This window comes from Acinetobacter sp. ABJ-A23_2 (assembly GCF_044538765.1).
Taxonomy (GTDB): domain Bacteria; phylum Pseudomonadota; class Gammaproteobacteria; order Pseudomonadales; family Moraxellaceae; genus Acinetobacter; species Acinetobacter nosocomialis_A.
In genome coordinates, this window is record NZ_JBIUCP010000118.1 from 1 (window position 1) to 680 (window position 680).

The window sequence follows — 680 nt, forward strand, 5'->3', positions numbered from 1 at the left end:
AGGAAGATCATCATGGCTAAAGCCAAGTTTGAACGTAATAAACCACACGTAAACGTGGGTACAATCGGTCACGTTGACCATGGTAAAACAACTTTAACTGCTGCGATTGCAACTATTTGTGCAAAAACTTACGGCGGTGAAGCGAAAGATTACTCACAAATCGACTCAGCACCTGAAGAAAAAGCACGTGGTATTACAATTAATACTTCACACGTAGAATACGATTCTCCAATTCGTCACTACGCACACGTTGACTGCCCGGGCCACGCCGATTACGTTAAAAACATGATCACTGGTGCTGCTCAGATGGACGGCGCGATCCTTGTATGTGCTGCGACTGACGGTCCAATGCCACAAACTCGTGAACACATCCTTCTTTCTCGTCAGGTTGGTGTACCTTACATCATCGTATTCTTAAACAAATGCGACCTTGTTGACGACGAAGAATTACTTGAATTAGTAGAAATGGAAGTTCGTGAACTTCTTTCTACTTACGACTTCCCAGGTGATGACACTCCAGTAATCCGTGGTTCAGCTCTTGCTGCTCTTAACGGTGAAGCAGGTCCTTACGGTGAAGAATCAGTTCTTGCTCTTGTAGCAGCTCTTGACTCTTACATCCCAGAACCAGAACGTGCTATCGACAAAGCATTCTTAATGCCAATCGAAGACGTATTCTCAAT

Annotated in this window: 1 protein-coding gene; it reads left to right on the forward strand. The window is 44.4% G+C overall.

Features of this window, described 5'->3' with window-relative positions:
* Window positions 1-12 precede the first annotated feature (12 nt).
* The coding region (locus ACH63V_RS18115) for a GTP-binding protein (RefSeq protein WP_247142138.1) at window positions 13-680 on the forward strand (668 nt) is incomplete at its 3' end.